This is a genomic window from Pseudomonas sp. FP453 (assembly GCF_030687495.1).
Lineage (GTDB): Bacteria > Pseudomonadota > Gammaproteobacteria > Pseudomonadales > Pseudomonadaceae > Aquipseudomonas.
Map to the genome: position 1 here is coordinate 1,282,915 of NZ_CP117435.1, position 17,728 is coordinate 1,300,642.

At 62.1% G+C, this 17,728-nt stretch carries 20 protein-coding genes; 18 read left to right on the forward strand and 2 right to left on the reverse strand.

Annotated elements, in window-relative coordinates; all coding sequences use genetic code 11:
• Positions 1-74: 74 nt before the first annotated feature.
• The 7 genes from PSH87_RS05695 to PSH87_RS05725 all read left to right on the forward strand — a co-directional run bounded on the left by PSH87_RS05695 (position 75) and on the right by PSH87_RS05725 (position 4,386).
• Entirely contained in the window at positions 75-347 is a 273-nt protein-coding gene (locus PSH87_RS05695; RefSeq protein ID WP_017135901.1) for a type B 50S ribosomal protein L31, read from the forward strand.
• Positions 348-514: 167 nt separating this feature from the next.
• Complete coding sequence (locus PSH87_RS05700) at positions 515-793, forward strand: type II toxin-antitoxin system RelE/ParE family toxin (protein WP_017738499.1); 279 nt, start codon at positions 515-517, stop codon at positions 791-793.
• A gap of 8 nt (positions 794-801) precedes the next feature.
• Positions 802-1,107: a HigA family addiction module antitoxin gene (locus tag PSH87_RS05705; protein WP_017738500.1), complete on the forward strand. Its 306-nt coding sequence runs from the start codon at positions 802-804 to the stop codon at positions 1,105-1,107.
• A gap of 172 nt (positions 1,108-1,279) precedes the next feature.
• Positions 1,280-2,620 carry an HD domain-containing phosphohydrolase gene (locus PSH87_RS05710; protein WP_305432855.1) on the forward strand — a complete coding sequence of 447 codons (1,341 nt, stop codon included), beginning with the start codon at positions 1,280-1,282 and terminating at the stop codon, positions 2,618-2,620.
• 186 nt (positions 2,621-2,806) lie between these two features.
• Positions 2,807-3,220, forward strand: coding sequence for an NUDIX domain-containing protein (locus tag PSH87_RS05715; RefSeq protein ID WP_305432856.1), 414 nt, complete (start codon positions 2,807-2,809; stop codon positions 3,218-3,220).
• Positions 3,221-3,244: 24 nt separating this feature from the next.
• Entirely contained in the window at positions 3,245-3,883 is a 639-nt protein-coding gene (locus tag PSH87_RS05720) for a LysE family translocator (RefSeq protein WP_017738503.1), read from the forward strand.
• On the forward strand, positions 3,880-4,386 hold the full coding sequence (locus PSH87_RS05725; protein WP_305432857.1) for a GNAT family N-acetyltransferase: 507 nt from the start codon (positions 3,880-3,882) through the stop codon (positions 4,384-4,386). The genes PSH87_RS05720 and PSH87_RS05725 overlap by 4 nt, the downstream gene beginning before the upstream one ends.
• Before the next feature lie 129 nt (positions 4,387-4,515).
• On the opposite strand, the gene metR is transcribed toward PSH87_RS05725, so the two are convergent.
• Positions 4,516-5,433, reverse strand: a complete 918-nt coding sequence (gene metR, locus PSH87_RS05730) for a transcriptional regulator MetR (RefSeq protein ID WP_017736266.1) — start codon at positions 5,431-5,433, stop codon at positions 4,516-4,518.
• Positions 5,434-5,615: 182 nt separating this feature from the next.
• Between metR and PSH87_RS05735 the strand changes: the two genes are divergently transcribed.
• From PSH87_RS05735 to PSH87_RS05755, 5 genes are all read left to right on the forward strand, one after another.
• A complete protein-coding gene (locus tag PSH87_RS05735) occupies positions 5,616-6,635 on the forward strand; it encodes an alpha/beta fold hydrolase (RefSeq protein ID WP_026136741.1) in 1,020 nt (339 codons plus the stop codon).
• Positions 6,636-6,690: 55 nt separating this feature from the next.
• Positions 6,691-7,344 carry a DsbA family oxidoreductase gene (locus PSH87_RS05740; RefSeq protein WP_305432858.1) on the forward strand — a complete coding sequence of 218 codons (654 nt, stop codon included), beginning with the start codon at positions 6,691-6,693 and terminating at the stop codon, positions 7,342-7,344.
• Between the two features lie 190 nt (positions 7,345-7,534).
• Positions 7,535-8,455 carry an arginase gene (locus PSH87_RS05745; protein WP_305432859.1) on the forward strand — a complete coding sequence of 307 codons (921 nt, stop codon included), beginning with the start codon at positions 7,535-7,537 and terminating at the stop codon, positions 8,453-8,455.
• Positions 8,452-8,832: a transporter gene (locus tag PSH87_RS05750; protein WP_017736270.1), complete on the forward strand. Its 381-nt coding sequence runs from the start codon at positions 8,452-8,454 to the stop codon at positions 8,830-8,832. The genes PSH87_RS05745 and PSH87_RS05750 overlap by 4 nt, the downstream gene beginning before the upstream one ends.
• Entirely contained in the window at positions 8,829-9,221 is a 393-nt protein-coding gene (locus tag PSH87_RS05755) for a transporter (protein WP_305432860.1), read from the forward strand. The genes PSH87_RS05750 and PSH87_RS05755 overlap by 4 nt, the downstream gene beginning before the upstream one ends.
• 134 nt (positions 9,222-9,355) lie before the next feature.
• Here the strand turns inward: PSH87_RS05755 and PSH87_RS05760 are convergent, their stop codons facing one another.
• The gene (locus PSH87_RS05760) at positions 9,356-10,126 is read right to left on the reverse strand and encodes a MipA/OmpV family protein (protein WP_017736161.1); all 771 of its coding nucleotides are present in this window, start codon (positions 10,124-10,126) and stop codon (positions 9,356-9,358) included.
• Positions 10,127-10,343: 217 nt separating this feature from the next.
• On the opposite strand from PSH87_RS05760, the gene PSH87_RS05765 reads away from it, so the two are divergent.
• From PSH87_RS05765 to PSH87_RS05790, 6 genes are read left to right on the forward strand one after another with little or no spacing between them, the layout of a single operon-like run.
• Positions 10,344-11,045, forward strand: a complete 702-nt coding sequence (locus PSH87_RS05765) for an HAD-IB family phosphatase (protein ID WP_017736162.1) — start codon at positions 10,344-10,346, stop codon at positions 11,043-11,045.
• On the forward strand, positions 11,038-12,432 hold the full coding sequence (locus PSH87_RS05770; protein WP_305432861.1) for an aspartate aminotransferase family protein: 1,395 nt from the start codon (positions 11,038-11,040) through the stop codon (positions 12,430-12,432). Before PSH87_RS05765 ends, PSH87_RS05770 begins: the two co-directional genes overlap by 8 nt.
• Positions 12,429-13,370: a carboxylesterase gene (locus PSH87_RS05775; protein WP_305432862.1), complete on the forward strand. Its 942-nt coding sequence runs from the start codon at positions 12,429-12,431 to the stop codon at positions 13,368-13,370. Before PSH87_RS05770 ends, PSH87_RS05775 begins: the two co-directional genes overlap by 4 nt.
• 31 nt (positions 13,371-13,401) lie before the next feature.
• Positions 13,402-14,526 (forward strand): GNAT family N-acetyltransferase, encoded by a 1,125-nt coding sequence (locus PSH87_RS05780; protein ID WP_305432863.1) that lies wholly within the window; start codon positions 13,402-13,404, stop codon positions 14,524-14,526.
• Positions 14,526-16,295: a HAMP domain-containing sensor histidine kinase gene (locus tag PSH87_RS05785; protein ID WP_305432864.1), complete on the forward strand. Its 1,770-nt coding sequence runs from the start codon at positions 14,526-14,528 to the stop codon at positions 16,293-16,295. Before PSH87_RS05780 ends, PSH87_RS05785 begins: the two co-directional genes overlap by 1 nt.
• Positions 16,285-17,682: a sigma-54 dependent transcriptional regulator gene (locus tag PSH87_RS05790; RefSeq protein ID WP_017736167.1), complete on the forward strand. Its 1,398-nt coding sequence runs from the start codon at positions 16,285-16,287 to the stop codon at positions 17,680-17,682. Before PSH87_RS05785 ends, PSH87_RS05790 begins: the two co-directional genes overlap by 11 nt.
• Positions 17,683-17,728 lie beyond the last annotated feature (46 nt).

Consider the following 17,728-nt stretch of genomic DNA (forward strand, 5'->3'; position numbering starts at 1 on the left):
CTTATTGCAATCGGTTCTCGTTTGGGTGCATTATTTGTGTTACTGTATAACACTGATTTTGCCCCGGAGGCCCTATGAAAGCTGGAATCCATCCCGACTACCGCACTGTGCTGTTCCATGATACCGCCGCTGATGTGTTCTTCCTGATCGGCTCCACCGCCGACAGCGACCGCACCCACACACACAGCGACGGCAACACCTACCCCTACATCCCGTTGGACGTGTCCAGCGCGTCGCACCCGATCTACACCGGGCAACAGCGCAAGACCCAGGTCGAAGGCCGGATTGCCGGGTTCAACAAGCGTTTTGCGTCGTTTGGCTCAAGCCCGAAAAAAGCCGACGCGTGAGGCGTGCTGGTTTTACCGCGAAGGCCGCTCCTGTTTCTGGAGCGGTTTTTTTATGCGTGTGCGCTGACCGCTCGTCGCTACATCCCGGTGTCTATTTAAAGGCAGGTTGAATATCTCGCAAACCCATGTAGAGTTTCTTGTTAACGAATAACGTTAAGCATTAAGCGATGATAAGAAGCTTCAAATGCGCCGATACCAGAACCCTGTTTGAAACCGGTCGCACCCGGCGTTGGTCCGCCATCGTTTCGGTGATCGAGCGAAAGTTGAGCATGCTCGATGCGGCGGTTGACCTCGCTGACTTGCGGTCACCACCTGGAAACAGGTTGGAGCCGTTGTATGGCGACAGAGAGGGGCAGCACAGTATCCGAATCAATGCTCAATTCCGGGTCTGTTTCATTTGGGGGCCTCACGGCCCGGAAAACGTTGAAATTGTGGATTACCACTGAGGTGAATCATGTTTAAAAATGGCATGCGACCCGTACACCCCGGAGAGATTCTCAAGGAGGAGTACCTGGAGCCGTTGGGCCTTACCGCTGCCGCCCTTGCACGGGCACTGCACGTATCCGCGCCCACGGTGAATGACATCGTATTGATGCGTCGCAGCATCAGCGCAGATGTTGCACTTCGCTTGGCCGCTGCGTTGGAAACCACCGCGCAGTTTTGGCTTAACCTGCAGACTGCCTATGATCTGCGCACTGCGGAAATCGCCAAGGGTGCTCAAATCTCCAAGGAAGTTGAGAAAGTGGCGCATTGCGCATGATATTGGGCCAGCCCCATGCAAACCCGGCCAGAGAGTCGGGTTTTTAATGCCTGTTTTTAGCGAGTGATACTGAAAAGCCATCACCTGCCAAAAACCTACTAAACTACTCAGTAAACGCCAGGAAGGCAGGCCCATACCCTAAGGAACGCACACCGACGATCCGAGGTGTCCCATGGGAGAGTCCGTTACCTTTACCGATGCCGACCGTGCCGGGGTGCTGTTGATCGATGCCCACCCGGACGTCCTCCACAGCCTCACCCAACTGCTGCGGCTGGAGCCCTTCGACCTGCACAGCGCCACCTGCGCCGCTGACGCCCTGGCGATTCTCGCCAGCCAACCGATCGACCTGGTGATGAGCGCTGCGCGCCTGCCGGACATGGACGGTGCGTCGTTGCTGGCGCATATCCACCAGTATTACCCGCACACCGTGCGCATCCTGCTCACGGGCGAAACCGACCTGACCCTGATCGTCAAAGCCATCAACGAAGGCGAGATCTACCGCTACCTCAGCAAACCCTGGAACGACGAGGAGTTGCTGCTGGCCCTGCGCCAATCCCTGGCCCACCAGCATTCCGAGCGTGAACGCCTGCGCCTGGAGCAGTTGACCCGGCAACAGAACGACGAGCTCAAGCGGCTCAACGCGTCCCTGGAAAAACACGTGGCCGCGCGCACCAGCGAGCTGCAACAAACCGCCGACATGCTCGACCTGGCCTACGAAGAACTCAAACACAGCTACGCCACCGGCACCGAAGTGTTCTCGCTGCTGGCCAACCTGCGCCTGCCGCGCGCCAAGCAGACCAACCGGCAGATCATCGAACTGGTGCGCACCTGGTGCGTGGCCCACGGCGTGGATGACGCCAGCAACCGCGACCTGACCATGGCCGCCGCGCTCTACAACATCGGCAAGTTGAGCTGGAGCGACAGCATGATGGCCTCGCCCTCGGACCTGCTGCACAGCAGTGACCGCGAGCGTTATCGCGCCTACGCCACCCAGAGCGAGTCACTGCTGATGACCCTGGACCCGATGAAAGATGCTGCGCGGCTGATCCGCCATCACCAGGAGCGCTGGGACGGCAGTGGTTTCCCGGATCACCTCAAGGGCGAGGCGATTCCCGCCGGTTCGCGCCTGTTGAAACTGGCGGTGGATTTTATCGAGCTGCAAAAGGGCCTGATCCTGGAGCGGCAGATGAACAGCGACGAGGCCTTGCTGTACATCCGCAAATACGCCGGGCGCCTGTATGACCCGGTGATGGTCGAGGATTTTGTGAAGGTGTGTGCCACTTACCTCAATGACGTGACCCTGGGGGATCCCAACGTCAAGGTGCTCGGCACCCGGGAGCTTGCGGAGGGCATGGTGCTGGCGCGCAGTTTGAATGCGGATAACGGCATGTTGCTGCTCAACGCGGGCAAGGTATTGAACTTGCCGTTGGTGGATAAGTTGATTGCGTTCGAGACCATGGAAGGCGCGCGGTACAGCGTGTTCATCAAAGACCAAACCGTGATTCCAAGTTGAAACGCAGTCAAAAATGTGGGAGCTGGCTTGCCTGCGATGCAGGCAACTCGGTTGTTCAGGTAGACCGAGGTGATGCTATCGCAGGCAAGCCAGCTCCCACCCAAGCCCGGTTCCCACATTGGATTGCGGCGTTCCCGACGATCATGTGATCCTTGCAGCCTTTTTCGCAGCCAAGGAAGCCCTCCCATGCCAACCACTATCCGCATCGCCGCCGCCCTCCTGATCGGCAGCGACGGCCAGACCCTGCTGGTGCGCAAGCGCGGCACCCAGGCGTTCATGCAACCGGGCGGCAAGATCGACGCCGGCGAAAAACCGGCCGAGGCCCTGGCGCGCGAGCTGCACGAAGAACTCAACCTGCGTATCGACCCGAGCGCCGCCGTCTACCTCGGTCACTTCTCGGCACCGGCAGCCAACGAGCCGGGTTTCACCGTGGAAGCGCAACTGTTCCAGGTGCATATCGACGTCCCGGTACACCCCGCTGCGGAGATCGAAGAGGTCCGCTGGATCGACCCGGCCGGCGATGGCGGCCTGGTGTTGGCGCCCTTGACACGCGACCTGATCCTGCCGTTTTATCGCGCATCGCTGACCACCACTGCCTGACGTGCAGGCGCAAAGGACTGAACCGTGATCCCACTCAACGAGTTGCTGATTTTCGCCGCCGCGTGCCTGCTGATGGTGTTGACCCCCGGCCCGAACATGATCTACCTGATCTCCCGTTCGATCTGCCAGGGACGCAAGGCGGGTTTGGTCTCGTTGCTGGGCGTGGTCGCGGGGTTCTTTGTGCACCTGTTCGCCGCTGCGGCGGGTTTGACGGCGGTGTTTCTCGCGGTGCCGATGGCCTACGAAGTATTGAAGTGGGCCGGTGCGCTGTACCTGCTGTGGTTGGCCTGGCAAGCGGTAAAGCCCGGCGCGCGTTCGCCGTTCGAAGCCCAGCAACTGCCGCCCGATTCCGCGCGCAAGCTGGTCACCATGGGCTTTCTCACCAGCGCACTGAACCCGAAGATCGCCGTGTTCTACCTCTCGGTGTTCCCGCAATTCATCACCCCGGAGCACGGCTCGGTGTTCACCCAGAGCGTGATGCTGGGCTTCACCCAGATCAGCGTGAGCTTTATGGTCAACGCGCTGATCGCGATGTTTGCTGCGAGCATCGCCAGCTGGTTTATCAACAACCCGACCTGGCTGGCGGTGCAGCGTTATTTCATGGGCTTTGTCCTGGCGGCGCTGGCGGTGCGGCTGATGCTTGAGCAGCGCCGCAACGCATGATCATCCGCACGCTGGGGCCCCAGGATGCCGAGGCTTATCGGGCGTTGATGCTGGAGGCGTATGGCGTTTATCCCCAGGCGTTCACCTCCAGCGTGGCCGAGCGGGCAGCGATGCCCCTGAGCTGGTGGGAGAAGCGCCTGGACAGCCCGCTGGATTGCTTGCTCGGTGCTTTTGCCGGGGATGCACTGGTCGGTATCGTCGGCCTGGCGTTCGAGCCTCGGGAGAAGGCGCGGCACAAGGTGACGTTGTTTGGCATGTATGTGAATGCCCGCCATCAGCACCAGGGCGTGGGCCGTCAACTGGTCGAGGCGGCACTGGATGAAGCACGCAAACAGCCGCGCCTCAAGGTCATCCAACTGACGGTCACCGCCGGCAACGACGCCGCCTTTGCGCTGTACCAGCGTTGCGGTTTCATCCAATACGGCCTGGAACCGCTGGCGGTGCGGGTGGGCGTGGAGTACTTCGACAAAATCCACATGTGGCGCGAACTTTCGGGCCAGTGATAACCCCTGTGGGAGCTGGCTTGCCTGCGATAGCGGTGTGTCAGCTTGCATATTTGCTACTGATGCACCGCTATCGCAGGCAAGCCAGCTCCCACAGTTAGATCACATTGTTTGTGGGCGCCGGTTCCTTCAGCGAACGGCGCTGACGCCATCCAATGTGGAAAACGACGTGTCCTTCGCGGTCAGCAAGAAATCGCGCATATACGGTGCATCCAGCATGTCCGCACGAATCCCCGCATACAGCGTCGCAAATAAGCCTTTCTCACCCAAACGCTTGGCCTTCACATAGCCGCGCGAGCTGTATTCATGCAGCGCCCAATGGGGCATGCCGCACACGCCACGGCCGCTGGCCACCAGTTGCATCATCATCACCGTCAGTTCCGAGGTGCGTACCTGGGCCGGTTCGACGTCGGCGGGTTCGAGGAAGCGGGTGAAGATGTCCAGGCGGTCGCGTTCCACCGGGTAGGTGATCAGGGTTTCCGTCAGCAGGTCTTCCGGCACGATGTAGGATTTGCCCGCGAGCGCATGCTGGTTGGCCACCGCGAGCATGGCTTCGTAGGTGAACAGCGGCACGTAGGTGATGCCCGGCAGCTCCAGCGGGTCGGAGGTCACCACCAGGTCGAGGTCGCCACGGGCCAGGGCCGGCAGCGGCGCGAAGGCAAACCCGGAGGCCAGGTCCAGCTCGACTTCCGGCCAGGCATCGCGGAACTGGTCGATGGTCGGCATCAGCCACTGGAAGCAGCTGTGGCATTCGATGGCCATGTGCAGGCGCCCCGCAGTGCCGCCGGCCAGCCGCGCGATATCGCGCTCGGCACCGCGCAGCAGCGGCAGGGCCGCATCGGCCAGTTGCAACAGGCGCAGGCCGGCGCTGGTGAAGCGCAGTGGCTTGGTCTTGCGCACGAACAGCTGCATGCCCAGGCGTTCTTCCAGCTCCTTGAACTGGTGGGACAACGCCGATTGCGTCAGGTGCAGGCGCTCGGCGGCTTCCACCAGGCTGTCGGCTTCGCGCAGGGCGTGCAGGGTCTTAAGGTGACGGATCTCGAGCACGGGCTCTCCATGAAGGCAATTTGTGATGAAGCGCAATCGCGTGAGTTTGTCTCATGTTGCCGTTTGTGTCGACCATGACCGCTGGGCACTCTTCATTAAACTGTCATGGAAGTGTGGCAGCGCGCTTGAACAAACTTCATCAGACTCGCGCTCTACTGGGGTTCTGCGTTTCGGTGTTTTTCATGCGCGTGTTGCTTTTACTGGCCGCTCTATTGTTCGGCCTGCCGTCTTTTGCGGCGTCTCGATGTGATGTCAATGTCCCGACCGAAACGGTCGACCTGGCTCAGGTGAGCATCGCCTACCAGAGCATCGGCCGTGCGTCCGATCCGGCGTTGCTGCTGGTGATGGGGCTGGGCGGGCAGTTGATCCACTGGCCGGATGAAGTGGTCGTGGCCCTGTGCCAACAGGGTTTTCGGGTGATCCGCTACGACAACCGTGACGTCGGCCTGTCCACCTGGCGCCAGGCGCCGGCCAGCGCCAACCTGACCTTTGAAGTGCTGCGCTACAAGCTCGGCCTGCCGGTGTCGGCGCCCTACACGCTGACCGACATGGCCGACGACGCGCTGGGTTTGATGGATGCGTTGCAGGTCCGCCAATTCCACGTCCTGGGCGCAAGCATGGGTGGCATGATCGCCCAGCACCTGGCGGCCATGGCCCCGCAGCGCGTGGAAAGCCTGACGTTGATCATGACCAGCTCCGGCGCCGAAGGCCTGCCGGCGCCGAATGCGGCGCTGGTGCAACTGCTGTCACGGCGCAGCGCACCCAACCGCGAAGTGGCACTGGAGCAGCAGGCCGATCTGCTGGCGGCGCTGGGCAGTCCGAATGTGAAAGATGATCGCCAGGCCCTGCTGCACCAGGCGGCGCTGTCCTACGACCGTGCGTTCAACCCGGACGGCGTCAAGCGCCAGATCATGGCGATCCTCGCCGAACCGAGCCGTGTGCCGTTGCTCAACCAGCTGCGCGTGCCGACCCTGGTGGTGCACGGCACCGCCGATCCGCTGTTGCCGGTGATGCACGGCGTGCACCTGGCCGCGCATATCCAGGGCAGCGAATTGAAGCTGATTCCCGGCATGGCCCACCGTTTCCAGGAAGCGTTCAAGGCGCCGCTGCTGACGGCGGTGCTGCCATACCTGCAAGCCCATCGCGAAGATGCGGCGCACTGGGCGCGGATTGACCTGGGCGAGCCTTCGAAGGTGTTGTGACATTGGTGTATCGTGCAACCTTTGCGGCGCGTTTTTGCCTACGAGGTTGCTAGCCATGAGTACTCCCCTGAAAATCGATTTCGTCAGCGATGTGTCCTGCCCCTGGTGCATCATCGGCCTGCGCGGCCTGACCGAAGCCCTCGACCAGCTGGGTGTCGAGGTGCAGGCCGAGATCCACTTCCAGCCGTTCGAACTGAACCCGAACATGCCCGCCGAAGGGCAGAACATCGTCGAGCACATCACTGAAAAATACGGTTCTACCGCCGAGCAATCCCAGGCCAACCGCGAGCGCATCCGCGACATGGGCGCCGCGCTGGGCTTTGCCTTCCGCACCGATGGCCAGAGCCGCATCTACAACACCTTCGATGCTCACCGCCTGCTGCATTGGGCCGGGCTGGAAGGCTTGCAGTACAACCTCAAGGAAGCGCTGTTCAAGGCGTATTTCAGCGACGGCCAAGACCCTTCCGACCACGCGACCCTGGCGATCATTGCCGAAAGCGTCGGGCTGGACTTGAAGCGCGCGGCTGAGATTCTGGCCAGCGATGAATACGCCGCCGAGGTACGTGAGCAAGAGGAATTGTGGGTGTCCCGTGGCGTGACGTCGGTGCCGACCATTGTGTTCAACGACCAGTACGCGGTGAGCGGCGGGCAGCCGGCTGAAGCGTTTGTGGGGGCGATTCGCCAGATCATCACCGACGCCCAAAACTAAAGCCGAACACAGTTCAAAATGTGGGAGCTGGCTTGCCTGCGATAGCGGTGGGTCAGCCAGTTCAGCAATAACTGATAGACCGCTATCGCAGGCAAGCCAGCTCCCACATGGGTTACTCATTGTCCTCAAGAGATCCGCTGGCCCGGCCCTTGCATTGACCCCCTGAAGCCATAAAGGGGGCACCTCTGCCTTGAATATTCTCGATCTCGACCACAGCCTCACCGGCCAGGCACCGATTGCCCGGCGCCTGGCCAGCGGTCAGGCCACACGCCTCGACCTGCTGGACCTGGGCCCGAAGCTGCGCCTGTGGTCCACCGAAAAAACCTGGAAGTCCTTCGCCGCGCGCCTGGCCACACGGCCTCGGCCGGTGGATGCACGGCCGGAAATCCTGTTTGTCGGCTCCGGCGATTATCACCACCTCACGCCGGCGTTTCTCGCCGATCTCAAAGAACCCGTCAGCCTGATCCACTTCGACAACCACCCCGACTGGGTGCGCTTTGCGCCCAAGCGTCACTGCGGCTCGTGGGTCAACCGCGCGCTGAACATGCCGGCGATCAAACGCATCGTCACCCTCGGCCCGTGCAGCGATGACCTGCACAACCCGCAACTGCGCGGCGGCAACCTGGGGGCGCTCAAGCGCGGGCATTTGCAGCTGTTTCCCTGGCAGCATCCGCCGTCGAAAGTCTGGGGCCGGGTCGGGGACGGCGCCGGTCACCAGCAGCAGGAAAATCACCTGCATTGGCGCAATCTGGCGGAGTTGGACTGGGGCGTGTTTCTCGAGCAGATGATCGCCAGCCTGCCCACCGACGCGATCTGGATCACCATCGACAAAGACGTGCTGGCCAGTGAAGACGCCGCCACCAACTGGGACCAGGGCGGAATGCGCCTGAGCCATCTGCTGCAAGCCCTGCGTGCATTGGCGGCAGGCAAGCGGATCATCGGTATCGATGTGTGCGGCGAGTTCGCCAAGCCAGCGTTCAGCAACGCCTTCAAGCGCTGGGAGGCCAAGTCCGACCAACCGCCCGCCGAGCGCTGGAGCCCCGAGGATTTGCAGCGCAATGCCGCGACCAATGAAGCCCTGATCGACCTGTTTGAGGAGCTGTTCCCGTGACGTTGACCGTGGTGTTGCTGGTGGCGTTTTCCATCGTGCTCGATGTGATCGGCCAGTTGTGTTTCAAGCTCGGCCTCGACCGCTTGCCGGAGCTGGAAGGCGGCTTTCGCCTGAATGCGTTCTGGGGCCAGGTGTTCAATGCGCCGTTGTTGTGGGCGGGGATCGGGGCTTACGTCATCGAGTTTTTTGTCTGGCTGGAAGCCTTGTCCCGCGCGCCGTTGAGCCTGCTGTTTCCGGCCGCAGCCTTGGCCTATTGCGGGGTGGTGCTGGTGGGCAAAGTGGTGCTGGGCGAGACCGTCAGCCGCCGCCGTTGGGCGGGGACCTGGGTGATTACCCTGGGCGTGATGTTGGTGGCGATTGCAGGAGGGCAGGCATGAATACGCACGCGTGGTTGCATGGGCGCTTCGGCACTGTGGTGTTGTGGGCCTTGCTGATCTGTACCGAAAGTGCCGGGCAGTTGTTTACCAAAGTGGCCGGCGATCAATTGGGGCAGATGGATTTCAATTGGCAGTGGCTGGCCGCTGTGGCGCGCAACCCGGGGATTCTCGCGGCGATTGCTTGCTACATCGGCGCGTTTTTCGTGTGGATGTTGATCCTGCGGCGCAGCAGTCTGTCCCTGGCGTTTCCCCTGAGTTCGTTGGTGTTTGTGGTGGTATTGCTCGGTTCGTGGCTGGGGCTGGGGGAACATATCAGCGCGCTGCACTGGGTGGGGGTGGCGGTGATTATCGGCGGGATTGCGCTGCTGGCCGAAGGCGAAGAAAACTGAAACCCCTGCCATGAAATACAGACCCCTGTGGGAGCTGGCTTGCCTGCGATAGCGGTCTATCAGTTACTGCTGTACTGACTGATCCACCGCCATCGCAGGCAAGCCAGCTCCCACATTTTTTGCTCTGCGGTGAGTCAGTTGAATTTGTAGCTGATGGCGGTCTGCACTTGCCCCTGGTTCACATCGCCCGTGTCCTTGACGATGCTGCTGTTCGCCGCCGAACCCACCAGGTGCACCCAGCTCGCACTGGTCAGCAACGACCAATTGGGCGCCAGCGGAAACTCGAAGCTTTGCGTCAGCGTCAGGTTCTGGAACCCCGCACTGGCGTTATAGGGCCGAAACCCCGACGCCGCAGACTCATTGGCGTCCACCCCAAAATACGTCTGGGTCTGGCGCGCGTCGGCAAAGTGCGCCATCAGCCCGCTGCTGCCGATGATCCCGCCACCCAGCGGGTAGCCCAGCTCGCCACCGACCTTGCCGAGCACGCCGCTTTGATCGCGCCCACCGCCAACGGCCTGGCCCACCTGCGCATACACACGCCAGAAATCGGCCGGGGCGTACTGGATGAAACCACCCACTTCAGCCATGTCCGAGACATTGCGCAGGCCTTGCAGCGAGCCGTTCGACGTACGCCCCTGCAAGTAATTGATATAGGGCCCGGCGGTAAACCCCTGGGTATTCAGCGCGCTCCAGCTCAGGCCGTCATCGGTGCTCAGGCTGACGTCGCCCCAGTCCAGATCCACATAGGGCACCGGACGGGTTTCGTAGCGGCTGCCGGTGGGGTCGTGGGGTTGGTAGCTGAGGCCCGCGCCCACTTCGCCACTGATGCCTTCGGCCCGGGCCGCGCTGGCAACGCCCCACAACCCGAGTAAACCGGCGAATACAGCAACACTGACCTTATGCATGGAACGGCTTCCTTCTCTGAACATGCGCGCATGAACGCGCGAAGGGCGGCCTTCGCGCAAGCACTGATCTTGTTTGTAGCAAGCTACAAAAATTGTAGCTCCCACGACACATAGCCGCCCGCAAGCCCAGCCCCGCTGGGTGCTGACCAGTTGGCACAGTCCCTGCTCTACCCCTTGTGAAAGCGCAGACAGCGCGCTCATCTTCAAGGTAACCGCAATGATTGACTGGCATATCGTGTGCGACTTCGACGGGACCATCACTCCCACCGACGTCATCGACAACGTCCTCCAACGCTTCGCCGGCCCCGAGTGGGAAACCATCGAGCAGCAATGGCTGGATGGGCATATCGGTTCACGCGAATGCCTGAGCCGCCAACTGGCGCTGATCAAGGCCACGCCCGGCGAACTGCTGGCCTACTTCGACAGCGTGGAGATCGACCCGGACTTCCCCGACTTCGTCGATCAGGTCATCGGCCTGGGCGCGTCCATCGAAGTGGTCAGCGACGGCATCGAGCAGGGCATCGCGCGAATCCTGTCGCGCAACTACGTGACCTTGCTGCCGATCCTCGCCAACCGCCTGCGCCAGGTCGACCAGAACAGCTGGCGCATCGACTTCCCGTATGCCAGCGACGCCTGCCGTGCCGCGTCCGGCAACTGCAAGTGCAAATCCACGCCGCGCCACAAGCGCGTGCTGGTGATCGGCGACGGCAAGTCCGACATGTGCGTGGCCTCCACCGCCGACTTCGTGTTCGCCAAGGGCAGTCTCGCCGACTACTGCGTCGCCCACCAGATTCCCCACGCGCGCTTCGACACCTTCGCCGAAGTGCCTGCATTGCTGGCGCTGCTGCCCCAGGGCAACGCCGCCAACGCCACCTCCTTTACTGCTGCCGACAACCAGGAACTCTTCCACCATGTCTGATATCCGTATCGCTACCGCCGAAGACCAGATCCTTCTGGATAAAGAAGCCAAGTACTGCTCCTACGGCGACACCGTTCACTACATCGAGCCGCCGCGCATTTTCAGCCGCTGCGAAGGCTCCTACGTGTGGGACACCGAAGACCAGGCCTACCTCGACCTGCAAATGTGGTACTCGGCCGTCAACTTCGGCTACGCCAACCCGCGCCTGAACAATGCGCTGAAACAGCAGATCGACACCCTGCCGCAAATCGCCAGCCAGTACCTGCACAAGGGCAAGATCGAGCTGTCGGAAATGATCGCGGTCGACGCGAAGAACAAGTTCGGCCTCGACGGTCGCGTGCACTTCAACGTCGGCGGTTCGCAGTCCATCGAAGACTCGTTGAAGGTGGTGCGTAACGCGTCCAACGGCAAGAGCCTGATGTTCGCTTTTGAAGGCGGCTACCACGGGCGTACCCTCGGCGCCTCGTCGATTACGTCCAGCTTCCGCTACCGTCGCCGCTACGGCCACTTTGGTGAACGCGCCAACTTCATTCCGTTCCCGTACCACTTCCGTGGCCCGAAAGGCATGACCAAGGAAGAGTACGGCAGCCAGTGCGTGCAGCAATTCGCGCGCTTGTTCGAGACGGAATACAACGGCGTCTGGGACCCGAAAACCAATCAGTGTGAATACGCCGCGTTCTACGTCGAGCCGATCCAGGGCACCGGCGGCTACGTGATCCCGCCGATGAACTTCTACCGCGAGCTCAAGCACGTGCTGGACCAGCACGGCATCCTGATGGTCAGCGATGAAATCCAGATGGGCTTCTACCGCACCGGCAAACTGTGGTCGATCGAGCACTTCGATGTGCAGCCGGACGTGATCGTGTTCGGCAAGGCGCTGACCAATGGCCTCAACCCGCTGGGCGGCATCTGGGCCCGTGAAGAGCTGATCAACCCGAAGGTCTTCCCGCCAGGTTCGACCCACTCCACCTTCGCCTCCAACCCGTTGGGCACAGCGGTGGGCCTGGAAATGTTCAAGATGACCAGCGAAGTCGACTACGGCGCGATGGTCATGGCCAAGGGCAAATACTTCCTCGAAGGCCTGCAAGACCTGCAGAAACGCTTCCCGATCATCGGCGACGTCGATGGCCTGGGCCTGGCGCTGCGCTGCGAAATCTGCGGCCCGGACGGCTTCACCCCGGACAAGGCGACCCTGGACTACATGGTCGAGGAAGGCATGAAAGGCGACATGATCGTGGACGGCCAGAAACTCGGCCTGATCCTCGACGTGGGCGGCTACTACAAGAACGTGATCACCCTGGCGCCGTCCCTGGAAATCAGCTACCCGGAAATCGACCTGGGCTTGAAGCTGCTGGAGCAACTGCTGGTGCGGGCGACCAAACGGTGAACGTGATTGAGATCGACCTCGGTGAAGGTGATGCCGGTTTCGTTCTCGGTGAAGGTCCGGTCGGGATCCTGTTGATCCACGGCCTGACCGGCACGCCGACGGAATTGCGCCAGGTCGCCAAGGGCCTGGCCAAGGCGGGCAACTGCACGGTGTACGTGCCCACCCTGGCCGGGCATTGCGGCGATAACAGCGACTTGCAGGCCACCTGCTGGCGTGACTGGTACGAAGGCGTGCGCAAGACCTTCGTCCAGGTCAGGCAGCGCCACGAACAGGTGTTTGTCGGCGGCTTGTCCATGGGCGCGGTGATGTCGATGTACGTGGCCGCCGAGCACCCGGGGCAAGTCGCCGGGCTGCTGATGTATTCGACCACCTTGAAGTACGACGGTTGGAGCATCAACAAACTGGCGTTCCTCACGCCGTTGCTGATGAAGATTCCATTCGGCGTGCATATCTGCAGCTTCGAAGAGAAGCCGCCGTACGGCATCAAGAACGAACGCCTGCGGGCCATCGTCGAGCGGCAGATGAAGGAGGGCGAAAGCAGCGAGGCGGGCTTGTTGACCATGGAAGGCATCACCGTGCGCGAGTTGCACCGGATGAACGCCGTGGTGAAGAAACGCATGGCCGAGGTCAAGGTGCCGGCGCTGGTGTTGCATTCCATCGAGGACGACATCACCAGCCGCTGGAACGCCGACTACGTCGAACGCCACCTAGGCGGGCCGGTGACCAAGATCCTGTTGGACAACTGCTATCACATGATCACCGTGGACCTGCAATACCGCCGGGTGATTGAGTTGAGTGCCGAGTTCGTCGAGCAGCACACCGCCTTCAAACCAGCACCGGTCAATGTGGGAGCTGGCTTGCCTGCGATGGCGGTGTTGACTGATCCACTGCTATCGCGGGCAAGCCCGCTCCCACAAAAAAAAGCTGCGCACAGTTGATCGGTGTCCGCCATAGAAGTAAGGGAAATCTGTGATTACCACCCAAGCCTTCCCGAGCATCCGGGCTCTCCAGCGCAGTGCCTGGAACGACTGTTTCCCCGGTGCCCTGGAGGACTGGGACTATTACGTCGCCGTGGAAAGCGCCGCCATCGCGGATTTCCAATGGCGCTACCTCGCGGTGTACGACAATGGAACGCTGGTGGCCGTAGCTGCCGCGTTCATCACCCATTACCGCCTCGACACCACGGTGTCAGGCGCCGGCAAGCGTTTGACCGAACGCCTGGACCGACTGTGGCCGGGGCTTTTGCAATTGGGCTTGTATGCCCTCGGCTCACCGGTGGCCGAGCGCTGCGATGTGGGTTTCGCCAGCAGCGTGCCTGAATCGCGCCGCCCGTTGCTGCTCACGCACCTGCTCGCCGCCGCCCGCCAGGACGCCGATGAGTTCGGCATCGGCCTCGTCGCAGTCAAGGACGCGCCAAGCAACGATCCGCACTGGGCCGACAGCTGCCGCGCCGCCGGCTTCCAAAGCATGCCGAGCCTGCCCACGGGCGTGTTGCCGCTGCCCTACGGCTCGGTGGACGCCTACCTCGGCTCCCTGGGCAAATCCACGCGCAAGGACCTGCGCCGCAAGCTGCGCGCGCCAGGGCCGCGGGTGGAGTGGCGGCGCACTATCGACGACGTGCTGCCCGAGATCATGCGCCTGTACGAAGCCACGCTCACCCGCGCCGACTTGCAGTTCGAACGCCTGCCCGCCGGCTATTTCACCGGTGTGCTGGAACGCCTCGGAGAACGCGCGGTGTGTGTTCTCTACTGGGTGGATGACCACCTGGTGGCGTTCAACCTGATCCTGGTGGACGAGCACCGCCTGGTGGACAAGTTCTTCGGGCATGACGTCGAATTCACCCGCGACTACAACTTGTACTTCCGCAGCTGGCTGACCAATGTGGACTACTGTATTGAACACAATATTGCGTTGTACGAGTGCGGGCAGGCCGGGTATGCCAGTAAGCTGCGCCTGGGCTGCGAGTTCCAGGGCAACAGTGTGTTCTTCCGCCACCGCAACCGGCTGGTCAACGGCCTGCTCAAGCTTGTAAAACTGTTTATTCGACCGGATCGTTCCGACCCTGCCATGGCTGCTGCGATAAGCGAAACCTGATGATCACCAAGACCCGCCAGAAAGCCCGTCCGTTTGCGATTTCACGCTGGAGTGTCCAGCGCAAGCTGGTGCTGGCGTTCTGGCTGGTCAGCGTGATCCCGACGATGATCGCCGCCGAGTTGGCCGCGACCACCCTGTCGCAGATTTTCGACAGCAACGTGCGGATCTGGCTGCAAGAGTCCACCCGCATCGTCAAGGACGAGATCGGCGACATCGTTCACGACAACGCGCGCATGGCCAAATTGTTCCTGCGCTACGCCAGCCCGCCCTCGGACCGCCTGGCCGCCAAGCACGACCGCTTGACCGCCGACATTGCCGATGCGACGGACATCGACGTGGTCGCGCTGATTCGCGTCAGCGACCACAAGATCATGTTCAGCACGGCCTCCGATGACATCGTCAAGCAGATCAGCCTGACCAGTAACGCGGTCCTGCAAACGGTGAGCGTGTCGGGGGTGGACACCGGCATCGTGGTCTCGACCTTCGAAACCAGCAAGGAAGGCGTCGATTACCTGCTGCTGGTGGCGACCTACCTGGACAGCAGCTTCCTCACCAGCGTGGCCGAAGTGCATTCGCTCGACCTGCGCCTGTATCTGGCCAACCCGAAAGGTTTCTCGGAGATTTTCTCCACCCAGCGTTTCCAGGATCACCCCTCGCGCATCCCCAAGGACGTAGAAGCGGCGATGCGCAATACCCGGCAACCGAGCGAGCAGTTCACCAACAACTACAGCGGTTTGTACTGGCCGATCTTCAACGACGCCGGCGATCTGCAGGGCGTGATCTTCAGCGGTCTGTTGCGCCATTCGAGCCTGGTGGGGTTGGTGAACCAGAGCAATCTGTTTGTGCTGATCTTCCTGGTCAGCTCGGCGCTGTCCCTGGGCGCGGGCGTGTTGGTGTCACGCCGCTTGACCCGGCCCTTGCGCGACTTGTCCGAGGGTGTGGATGCGGTGATTTCCGGCAATTACCAGCACCGCGTGGCGGTCAGCGGCGGCGATGAGTTGGCACAGCTGAGCAGCACCTTCAACCACATGACCGAGCGCCTGGGCGAGTTGCATCACCTCGAAGCGCAACTGCGCCGGCGTGATCGTTTGCATGCCCTGGGCGAAGTCGCCATGGGCCTGGCCCACGAAATCCGCAACCCGCTGGGCATTATCAAGACCGCCACTCAACTGCTGCACCGGCGTGCCGACCTGGCGGACACCGACAAGCGCCACCTGGAATACGTGGTCAGCGAAGTCAGCCGCATCAACGAGCTGATCACCGAATTCCTCGACTTCGCCAAGCCCAACCCGCCGTTGCGCGTGTTGCAGGCGGCGCGGCCGCTGGTGGACGAGATCCTCGGCTTCTGCGCGCCGGAGCTGACAGCCCACAATGTCGATGTGCAGGTCGACGACCAGGCGCCGGGCGCGACGATCTACGCGGATGCCAAGCAACTCAAGCAGGCGTGCCTCAATTTGATCCTCAATGCCATCGACGCCATGCCCGACGGCGGGCGCCTGAGCCTGGGGATTCGCAGCGTCGGCGACAACACGGTGATCAGCATCGCCGACAGCGGCCAGGGCATCCCGGCAGAAATGATCGAGCGCATCTTCACCCCGTTCGTCACCACCAAGGCCTCGGGCACCGGCCTGGGGCTGGCCAAGGTCTACTCGATCATGGAAAGTCACGACGGCAGCATCGAATGCACCAGCGAGAAAGATGCCGGCGCCACGTTCAGCCTGTACATTCCGGCTATCGGCGAAGACGACGAGGACAGTCATGACGCATAACATTCTGGTAGTCGACGACGAGCCCAAGCTCTGCGACTTGCTCGCCTCGGCCCTGGGCCAGAGCGAGGTGCAGGTGTTTGTCGCCGGCAACGGCTTGCACGCGCTCAAGGTGCTGGAGCAGGAAGACATCGACCTGGTGATCAGCGATTGGCGCATGCCCGGCATGGACGGCCCGGCGCTGTTGGCCGAGATCAAGGTGCGCTATCCCCAGGTGCCGGTGATCGTGATGACCGCCTACAGCACGGTGAAGAACGCCGTGCAATCGATGCGCAACGGCGCCTATGACTACATCGCCAAGCCGTTCGACATCGACGAGCTGGACATCACGGTGGCCAAGGCCTTGCAGTTTCGCGACATCCTGCGCGACAACGCGCGCCTGCGCGCCGAGCTGGATGAACACGCCCAGTTCGACAGCCTGGTGGGTGACAGCCCGGCATTCCGCAGCGTGCTGCAGGCGGTGGACGCAGTGCGTGACAGCGCCGCGACCATCCTGCTCACCGGCGAAAGCGGCACCGGCAAGGAGATGGTCGCGCGGGCCATCCACAAACACGGCAGCCGCGCCGACAAACCGTTCGTGGCGGTCAATTGCGCGGCGATCCCCGAGGGCTTGCTGGAAAGCGAAATGTTCGGCCATCGCAAAGGCGCCTTTACCGGCGCGGTGTCGGACCGGGTAGGGCGCTTTCAGCAGGCGGACAAGGGCACGCTGTTCCTCGACGAAGTGGGCGACATGCCGCTGGCGTTGCAGGCCAAGATCCTGCGCGCGTTGCAGGAGCGGGTGATCGAACCGGTGGGCGACCCCCGCGAGCGCAAGGTGGATGTGCGGGTGATCGCCGCCACCAACAAGAACCTGCTGGAGGCGGTGGCCAACAAGGAGTTCCGCGAAGACCTGTATTACCGCCTCAACGTGTTCCCGATTCCCCTGCCGGCGTTGCGCGAGCGTGTGGAAGACATCGCGCCGTTGGCCCGCCACTTCGCCCACACCCTGAGTGCCACGGCCGGCAAGCGCATCACCGGCTTCAGCGCCGAGGCGTTGCAGGCGATGGCGGCGTATCACTGGCCGGGCAATATCCGTGAGCTGCAAAACTGCGTGGAGCGCGCGACGATTGTCGCGGCGACGCCGGTGATCGAGGACATCGACTTGCCGGGGTATCTGTTTGCGTCGCGCCCGAGCGAGGGCGGCGTTGCGGCGATTCTCAGTGATGGGCCGGGGGTGCCGCAGGACCTGGATGCGGCGCTGGCGGAGGTGGAGAAGGCTTATATTCTGGCGGCGTTGCAGGAGAGCAATGGGGTGCAGGCGGCGGCTGCGGCGAAGATCGGGATTTCGGAGCGGAGCTTCTGGTATCGCCTGAAGAAGCTGGGTATCCAAGTCGACAAAATAGTCCGCTGACACCCTGGGATTAAAATGTGGGAGCTGGCTTGCCTGCGATAGCGGT